The sequence below is a fragment of the Mesorhizobium sp. M7A.T.Ca.US.000.02.2.1 genome (assembly GCF_003996995.1).
Taxonomy (GTDB): Bacteria; Pseudomonadota; Alphaproteobacteria; order Rhizobiales; family Rhizobiaceae; genus Mesorhizobium.
This window is the reverse complement of sequence record NZ_RZTT01000272.1, coordinates 1-8,413: the sequence shown is the minus strand read 5'-3', so window position 1 is coordinate 8,413 and position 8,413 is coordinate 1. Positions and strand designations below refer to the sequence as shown.

Here is an 8,413-nt window from a genome sequence, read left to right as displayed (position 1 = left end):
GACAGTACTTGCTCTCAATGAGCAGGCGATTGCGCGTGTTTCCGGTCAGCAGGTGGGCGGACAGGTTCGCATCGGGGTCATGGAAGATTATGGCACCAAGATCCTGCCGCGCCTCCTTTCGGGCATCGCCGAGCGATTTCCGTTGGTGCAGGTCGAAATGGAGATTGGTCTCACCGCCCGGCTCCTGAAACGGCTTGGGTCCTCGTTCGACGCCGTCATCGCCATGCACCCGGAAGGTACGACCGAGGGAGATTTGATATGCCGCGAAAGGGCGATTTGGGCAGCGGCGGCGACGCGAGCCGTCGAGGAACTCGATCCGCTGCCCGTCGCGCTGTCGAGCCCCGATTGCCTGTTTCGTTCCTGGGCAATTGAGGCGCTCAACAAGGCAGGCCGGCCATGGCGATTGGCCTATGTCAGCCCGAGCCTCTCAGCCACGGAGGCAATTGTTGAACAGGGCCTGGCGGTCACGGTGGTCAAAGGCAGCATGCTTGCGCCTGGCCTGCGCGGCGTCCATCCAGGCCGCCATGTGCCGCCGCTGCCCGGGGCGGAGATTCGTCTTCACCGGGCGGAGACCTCTTCCGCCAACGCTTTACTGGTCGTCGATCACCTTGCCCATCGCCTCCGGCTGTCGGCGCTTGGGTCATAGAGGTGATGCTTTGACGGGCCGAGCGGGCCGACAGCGGAGCCGGCCCTTCATTTTGAACCCGTCGCGCATGTTGAGGCCGAGTAGCGTGATGTTCGTCGCGCCGGCGGCCAATTCGAGCGCCTGCACGGCGTAGAAGCTGGTGTCGAACTCGCTGGCTCTCGCCTTGGATGCGAGGAAGAGTGCGGAGGGGATGAGAACCAGGAGACCATTGGCGGCTATCCATGGCATGCGCTTGATCTTCGCGCCGATCAGCCCGGCCTGCCGGCCCTTGGCCGCCGCAAAGCCCGAACCTCCCGCCGCCGCCAGCGCTGGAACGAGCAACAGGAAGCTCCACGGTATGGCCATCTTGACGGCGGCTATCGCCACCTGGGAGGCAAACATCTCACTGAGGACCGTCGACAGCCAGAGGCTTGCGATCGTCAGCATCGCGACCGTACCGGCGACTGGATGAATGACCTTGATCATGGCTTTCCCACCGTTCTTGCAACCCGTCTACGCCAGGCAGATGCCCGGCACCGCCACCTCTTGGAACAGATGCGGAGAGGCGACGGCCGAGGACGGATAGGCCGAGAGCTTCGCCCTGAACTCGGGATGCGAGAACGCGGCCCGGAAGTCAGCCATCGTTTCCCATATGGCATAATTGAAATAGGCCGGACTTGCGCCGATTGCGCGGTGAAGCTGGGTCGAGATGAAGCCGGGCTGCTGCTTCATGAAGACCGCATCATCCTGCCATGCATGGAGGAAGGTCTGCTCGTCGGCCTTGTCGAGCGTGAAGACGTTGACCAGCACGACGGAGGTAGCATCGATCGCGATCTGGCGGTCGATCGGGAAAGCGGGGTTCAGTGGGCGCATGAGCGACATGATAAGCTCCGTTAATTGGTGTTATGGTGCCAATCTGTTACCTTGATTACATATCTATTTGACAACATAATGTCAATAGCAATATAGGATGTCATATGCCTGATGCCAAGCGAACACCTGCCGGCAATGCCTTGACCGATCTCATTCTCGACCTGTTCAGGCTCAACAGCCGAATGCTCACATCGGGTGACAGGCTGGTCGCCGACCTCGGTTTGACGAGCGCCCGCTGGCAGGTTCTCGGCGCTGTCGTGACCGCCGAACGCCCTCAGCCGGTCGCGTGGCTGGCGCGCGATCTGGGAGCCAGCCGCCAGAATGTCCAACGGATCGTCAACGACCTGCATAGGGAAGGGCTCGTCGCCTTCGAGGCCAACCCGCATCATCAGCGTGCGCAGCTTGTCGTTTTGACTGACAAGGGAAGACAGACTTTCGATGCCGCGATGCATTTGCAGGCGCCCTGGATCGAAAACCTCGCGGATGGCCTGCTGGTCGAGGACATCAACACCACGCACAGGGTCATGACGGCGCTGCGGAAAAAACTGGAAGGCAACGATGAAGCTGAAGAGCAAGCCTGACGGTTGTGGCCCTGTGGCGGTTTCCTTCACAGGCTGAGCGCCGCGCTGATCCTCGCGCTGCCTCGCTGCGGCTACCGGGCGGCGAACACCATGGACACGGAAGTCCGCTTGCCTTGACAAATCCGGCCTCCCATGCGCTTTTCGCGCAAATTTTCAGGGCCGGGCCGTGATGCCTTGGCCGGCAACTAGAGCACCCCGGACTTTACCAATGACAATGCACCGTTACCGCAGCCATACCTGTGCCCAGTTGAGGAAGAGCGACGTCGGCTCGACCGTTCGCCTGTCGGGCTGGGTGCATCGCGTGCGCGATCATGGCGGCCTGCTCTTCATCGACCTGCGCGACAATTATGGCCTGACCCAGATCGTCGCTGATCCGGATTCTCCCGCCTTTAAGGTAGCCGAGACCGTGCGCGGCGAGTGGGTCATCCGCGTCGACGGCGAGGTCAAGGCGCGCTTGCCCGACACCACCAACGCCAATTTGCCGACCGGCGAGATCGAAATCTTCGCCCGCGAAATCGAGGTGCTGTCGGCGGCCAAGGAATTGCCGCTGCCGGTGTTCGGCGAGCCGGACTATCCCGAGGATATCAGGCTGAAATACCGCTTCCTCGACCTGCGCCGCGAGACGCTGCACAAGAACATCATTGCGCGTACGAAAATCATCGCGGAAATGCGCAAGCGCATGGGCGAGGTCGGCTTCACCGAATTCTCGACGCCGATCCTCACCGCGTCGTCGCCCGAGGGCGCGCGCGACTTCCTGGTGCCGTCGCGCATCCATCCCGGCACCTTCTACGCGCTGCCGCAGGCGCCGCAGCAGTACAAGCAGCTGATCATGGTGTCGGGCTTCGACCGCTACTTCCAGATCGCGCCCTGCTTCCGCGACGAGGACCCGCGCGCCGATCGTCTCCCTGGTGAGTTCTACCAGCTCGACCTTGAAATGAGCTTCGTCGAGCAGGACGACGTGCTTTCGACCATGGAACCTGTCATGCGCGGGGTCTTCGAGACCTTCGCCAACGGCAAGCCGGTGACGCAGAATTTCCAGCGCATCCCCTATGATGTGGCCATGCGCAAATACGGTTCCGACAAGCCGGACCTGCGCAACCCGATCGAAATGCAGGCCGTTTCCGACCATTTTCGCGATTCCGGCTTCAAGGTGTTCGCCAACATCCTGGCCAACGATCCGAAGGCCGAGGTGTGGGGCATTCCGGCAAAGACCGGCGGCAGCCGCGCCTTCTGCGACCGCATGAATTCCTGGGCGCAGGGCGAGGGCCAGCCGGGGCTGGGTTATATCTTCTGGCGCAAGGAGGGTGACAAGCTCGAAGGCGCCGGCCCACTCGCCAAGAACATCGGCGAGGAGCGCACAGAGGCGATCCGCCTTCAACTCGGCCTTGCCGACGGCGATGCGGCCTTTTTTGTCGCCGGGGATCCGAAGAAGTTCGTCTCCTTCGCGGGGGCTGCGCGCACCCGTGCCGGCGAGGAGCTGAACCTTGTCGACCGCGAGCGTTTCGAACTGTGCTGGATCGTCGACTTCCCGTTCTTCGAGTGGAACGAGGAAGAGAAGAAGATCGACTTCGCCCACAACCCGTTCTCGATGCCGCAAGGTGGCATCGATGCGCTGAATGGCGAGGACCTGCTCGGCATCAAGGCGTTCCAGTACGACATGGTCTGCAACGGGTTCGAGATCGCCAGCGGCGGTATCCGCAACCATCTGCCCGAAACCATGGTCAAGGCATTCGAGACGGTCGGGCTGGATCGCGCCACGGTCGAGGAGCGCTTCGGCGGCCTCTACCGCGCCTTCCAGTATGGCGCGCCGCCGCATGGCGGCATGGCCGCCGGTGTCGACCGCGTCGTCATGCTGCTGCTCGGCGCCAAGAACCTGCGTGAGATCACCATGTTCCCGATGAACCAGCAGGCCTACGATCTGTTGATGAACGCACCGTCGGAAGCGAGCCCGCAGCAGCTTCGCGACCTGGCGCTGCGCGTTGCCGTGCCCAAGAAGGACTGACGGCGGCGTTGCAACTGCCCTTTCTCCCCGTCTCTATACGGGGAGAAATGTCCGGCAGGACAATGAGGGGCAGCGCGGATGCGGGCGATTGGCGAACGGCCGTTGCAGCTGACGCCTTCTGACAGGCAATCGGTTCGGCATGAATTGCAATTTGTAGGCGTCGGCGCTGCCCCTCATCCGCCTGCCGGCACCTTCTCCCCGTATAGTGACGGGGAGAAGGGAACTGCTTCGATCAGTCTTCGTTGGCCTTGACGGTGACGCCGAGCGTCTTCGGTAGGTCGAGCGGGTTGGACATGGCGCCCGCCATGATCAGTGCGAACGGCACGGATGCCGGCGGCTCGGCCGAGATTTCGAGGCTCTTCGGATCATCGAGGAATTTGCTGACCGCGGCCGTAACCTGCGCCGTCAGTTCCGGATTGTTGAGCTGCGCCATGCCGAACGGCACGATCGCCTTGGCCTGGTTGGCGATGTCCTTGCCGGACATGCCTTGCTGCTTGCCGACATAGTCCAAAACCTTGTTGGTCAGCGAATCGTCGTCGAAGCGGATCGAGGCGCTGTTGAACGAAAGCTGCTGCAACAGGCCGAGCATGGCCATGCCTTGCGCCGAATTGTCGGCGCCTTCGGGCTGTGCAGCCATCTTCTTCTGCATTTCCTGCAGCGACTTGATAAAGTCCAGCGTGTAGCCGCCGAGATTGAAGGTCATGCCGAGCGTGCCGGCATTCTCGACCGAGATCTCGTATTTCGACAGTTCCATCTTGCCGTCCGTGGGCTGCCAGGTGCCGGCCATTTCGAGATTGCCCGCGATGTTCTGGTAGCCGAGCGCGTTGATGACTTCCTTGGACTTCGGATCGTCCACCAGCGTCAGGTCGGCGTTGAATTTCTCCGTGGTGGCGGTGAATTCCATCGCCTTGCCGTCCGCCGGCGGCGTGATCTCGATGGCAAGTCCATCCATCGAGAAGGCGGTCTTGTCGGCGACCTTGACGGTCATGTTCGAGAGTTCGGCTGACTTGTACATCATCAGCGAGCCGAGCGGGCCGGTGGCGCCGTCGGCCGGAACTGTCATGTCATGGATGACGAAGGGGCTGAGGTCGAGGGTGACGCCGTCCTTGCTGTGTGTGAAGGCAGCCGTCGATACGGTGGCGATGTCATAGCCGCCATTTGCCTCGGTCACACCTTCGAGTTTGACGTCGCCGATGGGAAGCGCTTCCTTCTCCGCCGCCGGTTTGATGGCAACGCCCTGCAGCACCATGCTGGTGTTGTCGCCGGTCACGCCGGTCCAGGTGATGTCGACACCTTGTGCGACAAGCGCGGCCTTCAGCCGGTCGGCCACTGCCGTATCCTGTGCGAGGGCCGCATTCAGCGGCAGCGTGAGCAAGAAGGTCGAAAGGGCCAATTTCCTAAGAGTTGAGCGTTTGATTGTCATCGCAAGGTCCCTGAGAGTGTCCTGAAATTGTTTTTTCAATTATTTGCGCCATCACCATTCCGTGACGAACTGGACCGGAAAAAGGCGTGTCCCGGCACATTGGTCAAAAATCGCGATGAAAGGCAAACCCGATCCCACCGTCTTTGCGCAAACCGGTGAATTTGTCATGAAGAGCCGATAGCCGGATATCGTCGCGCTTGGCCATAGAACCCGCATGTAACAGGCTGATGTTGGCCGACATCCCCCGGGGTGCGGTTTCGTGTTGCAGAAGGGCCGGTATCTCTGTCGGGCTCTTGCCGCGAATCACCCGCTCGGCTAGTCCGAGCCCATGGGAAAAAGGCTTTTGCCGCCTGAAAATGGCGGTGGCGATCATATCGAACCGGTCGATCTGAAGAAGGCGCTGGAAGAGCGCTATCTGGCTTATGCGCTGTCGACCATCATGCACCGGGCACTGCCCGATGTGCGCGACGGACTGAAGCCGGTCCATCGCCGCATCATGCACGCCATGCGTCTGCTGCGGCTTAACCCCGACCAGGGCTTTGCCAAATGCGCCCGCATCGTCGGCGAGGTGATGGGCAAGTTCCACCCGCATGGCGACCAGTCGATCTATGACGCGCTGGTGCGGTTGGCGCAGGATTTTTCGATGCGCTATCCCCTGGTCGACGGGCAGGGCAATTTCGGCAACATCGACGGCGATAACGCCGCCGCCATGCGCTACACCGAAGCGCGCATGACCGATGTGGCGACCGAACTGTTGTCCGGCATCACCGAGGATGCCGTCGATTATCGGCCGACCTACAATGAAGAAGACGAGGAGCCGGTGGTTTTGCCCGGCGCCTTTCCGAATCTGCTGGCCAACGGCTCGTCCGGCATCGCGGTGGGCATGGCGACATCGATCCCGCCCCACAACGCCGCCGAGCTTTGCGATGCCGCACTTCACCTGATCGAAAACCGGGACGCGCCGGTGGCGAAGCTGATGGAGTTTGTCCAGGGGCCGGATTTCCCGACCGGCGGCATCATCGTCGACAGCCGCGCCTCGATCCTCGAAGCCTATCAAACCGGCCGCGGTGGCTTTCGCGTGCGCTCGAAGTGGTTCCAGGAGGACCAGGGCAGGGGCACCTGGAGCATCGTCGTCACCGAAATCCCCTACGGCGTGCAGAAGGCGCGGCTGATCGAGAAGATCGCCGAACTGCTGATGGCGCGCAAGCTGCCGCTGCTCGAGGACATCAGGGACGAAAGCGCCGAGGACGTCCGCGTCGTGCTGGTGCCGAAGAGCCGTTCGGTCGATCCCGGCATTCTGATGGAATCGCTGTTCAAGCTGACCGAACTCGAAAGCCGCTTCCCGCTCAACATGAATGTGCTGTCGCGCGGCAAGGTGCCCAACGTGCTGTCGCTGAAGGGCGTGCTGCAGGAATGGCTCGAGCACCGCCGCGAGGTCTTGATCCGCCGCTCGAAACATCGGCTTGGCGAGATCGAAAGACGGCTGGAGATACTTGCCGGCTATTTGATCGCCTACCTCAACATCGACGAGGTGATCAGGATCATCCGCGAGGAGGATGAGCCAAAGCAGGTGATGATGGCCCGCTGGTCGCTCACCGACACCCAGGCCGAAGCCATCCTCAACATGCGGCTGCGCGCTTTGCGCAAGCTTGAAGAATTCGAGATCCGCAAGGAATTCGATGGCCTGAGCGCGGAGAAGAAGCAGATCGAGGCACTGCTTGCTTCAAACGAGAAGCAGTGGGCGACGATCAAATGGGAAGTCACCAACATCCGCGACAAGTTCGGTCCGGAGACCGAACTCGGCAAGCGCCGCACCCAGTTCGCCGACGCGCCCGAGCATGATCTGACCGACATCGCACACGCCATGATCGAGCGCGAGCCGGTCACGGTCGTCGTGTCGGAAAAGGGCTGGCTGCGGGCGATGAAGGGGCATCTGGCCGATCTCTCGACGCTGACCTTCAAGGAGGGCGACAGCCTCAAGCTCGCCTTCCATGCCCAGACCACCGACAAAGTTCTGGTCTTCACCACCGGCGGCAAATTCTACACCATCGGCGCCGACCGGCTGCCTGGCGGGCGTGGCCATGGCGAGCCGATCCGCATCATCGTCGATATGGACAATGACCAGGACATCGTCACCGCCTTCGTTCACGATCCGAAGCGCAAGCTGCTGCTGGCCTCGCACGACGCCAACGGTTTCATCGTGCCGGAAGAGGAAGTCGTCGCCAACACCCGCAAGGGCAAGCAGGTGATGAACGTCAAGGCGCCGGACGAAGCCAAGCGCTGCATCCCGGTCACCGGCGACCATCTCGCCATCGTCGGCGAGAATCGCAAGATGCTGGTGTTCGCGCTCGCCGAGATTCCGGAGATGGGCCGCGGCAAGGGCGTGCGGCTGCAGAAATACAAGGATGGCGGCCTTCTCGATCTCAAGCCGTTCACGCTGGAGACCGGCCTCTCCTGGCAGGATTCGGCCGACCGCACCTTCACAAGGTCGCGCGAGGAACTGGCCGAGTGGATCGGTGCCCGTGCGTCGGCCGGACGGATGGTGCCGAAGGGATTCCCGAGGACGGGGAAATTTGGGTAGCGCTGGCAATCTCCCCTCGAGGGGGAGATGTCGCCAAAGGCGACAGAGGGGGTCGGCACGACTGGACGCGACCTCCTGCTTTGCGAACAGAGAATGCTAGCGCTTCACGCGCGGCGACCCCCTCTGGCCTGCCGGCCATCTCCCCCTCGAGGGGGGAGATCCCCAATGATTTGGACTATCGTCACGATTGCTGCACTATATCAATGCATAAACAGGAGGGGTGTTTGGGAGAGCCAGGCGTTTGAAGGAAGCAAAAATCCAGAAACCGGAACGGCAGCAACGCCTGTTCGGCCTGTCGACGCCGCTCAGGTCCGCCGTCATCCCGCCG

General features: G+C 61.9%; 8 protein-coding genes. 4 read left to right on the top strand and 4 right to left on the bottom strand.

Annotated elements, in window-relative coordinates:
* A partial coding sequence (locus EOD15_RS22930) for a LysR substrate-binding domain-containing protein (protein ID WP_127408843.1) occupies positions 1-646 on the top strand: 646 nt, incomplete at its 5' end.
* On the opposite strand, the gene EOD15_RS22925 is transcribed toward EOD15_RS22930, so the two are convergent.
* Positions 641-1,111: a hypothetical protein gene (locus tag EOD15_RS22925; protein ID WP_127322928.1), complete on the bottom strand. Its 471-nt coding sequence runs from the start codon at positions 1,109-1,111 to the stop codon at positions 641-643. The genes EOD15_RS22930 and EOD15_RS22925 overlap by 6 nt on opposite strands.
* 27 nt (positions 1,112-1,138) lie before the next feature.
* The gene (locus tag EOD15_RS22920) at positions 1,139-1,507 is read right to left on the bottom strand and encodes an antibiotic biosynthesis monooxygenase family protein (protein WP_127322927.1); all 369 of its coding nucleotides are present in this window, start codon (positions 1,505-1,507) and stop codon (positions 1,139-1,141) included.
* A 95-nt stretch (positions 1,508-1,602) separates the two neighbouring features.
* Here EOD15_RS22920 and EOD15_RS22915 point away from each other — a divergent pair, with 95 nt between their 5' ends.
* The gene (locus EOD15_RS22915; protein ID WP_127271416.1) at positions 1,603-2,079 is read left to right on the top strand and encodes a MarR family winged helix-turn-helix transcriptional regulator; all 477 of its coding nucleotides are present in this window, start codon (positions 1,603-1,605) and stop codon (positions 2,077-2,079) included.
* 214 nt (positions 2,080-2,293) lie between these two features.
* Positions 2,294-4,081: an aspartate--tRNA ligase gene (gene aspS, locus EOD15_RS22910; RefSeq protein ID WP_164781698.1), complete on the top strand. Its 1,788-nt coding sequence runs from the start codon at positions 2,294-2,296 to the stop codon at positions 4,079-4,081.
* A 232-nt stretch (positions 4,082-4,313) separates the two neighbouring features.
* Here aspS and EOD15_RS22905 read toward each other — a convergent pair whose 3' ends face one another.
* Positions 4,314-5,504, bottom strand: a complete 1,191-nt coding sequence (locus EOD15_RS22905; protein WP_127322510.1) for a hypothetical protein — start codon at positions 5,502-5,504, stop codon at positions 4,314-4,316.
* A 103-nt stretch (positions 5,505-5,607) separates the two neighbouring features.
* Positions 5,608-5,877, bottom strand: a complete 270-nt coding sequence (locus EOD15_RS22900) for a hypothetical protein (RefSeq protein ID WP_127258120.1) — start codon at positions 5,875-5,877, stop codon at positions 5,608-5,610.
* Between EOD15_RS22900 and parC the strand changes: the two genes are divergently transcribed.
* On the top strand, positions 5,833-8,085 hold the full coding sequence (gene parC / locus EOD15_RS22895) for a DNA topoisomerase IV subunit A (RefSeq protein ID WP_127408842.1): 2,253 nt from the start codon (positions 5,833-5,835) through the stop codon (positions 8,083-8,085). The two genes, EOD15_RS22900 and parC, sit on opposite strands and share 45 nt — an antisense overlap.
* Positions 8,086-8,413 lie beyond the last annotated feature (328 nt).